The 255-nt window shown below is 66.7% G+C and carries 1 protein-coding gene; it reads left to right on the forward strand.

What is annotated here, in order from left to right:
• Window positions 1-240, forward strand: a 240-nt coding sequence (locus tag IZR01_RS49765; protein ID WP_194927945.1) for an integrase core domain-containing protein, incomplete at its 5' end; no start/stop codon positions are given.
• Window positions 241-255: the final 15 nt, after the last annotated feature.

The following is a 255-nucleotide window of genomic DNA, read 5'->3' on the forward strand; positions in this document are numbered from 1 at the left end:
GAGCGGTGGATCCGCGGAGCACGGTACGACTGCACCGATAACGTCATGCTGTTCGGCGAGGCCCACGCACGCGAGGTCCTCGCGGCCTACGAAGACCACTTCAACGGGCATCGGCCCCATCAGGCCCTGGACCAGACCCCTCCGGACGCCGACATCGCGGAAGTCATCCCGATCGAGGGACGGATCCGCCGCCGACAGGTCCCCGCCACCAACATCTACGAGTATCACCGAGCCGCCTGACCAACTCGGCGAACC

The organism is Catenulispora pinisilvae (assembly GCF_015356865.1).
Classification (GTDB): Bacteria; Actinomycetota; Actinomycetes; order Streptomycetales; family Catenulisporaceae; genus Catenulispora; species Catenulispora pinisilvae.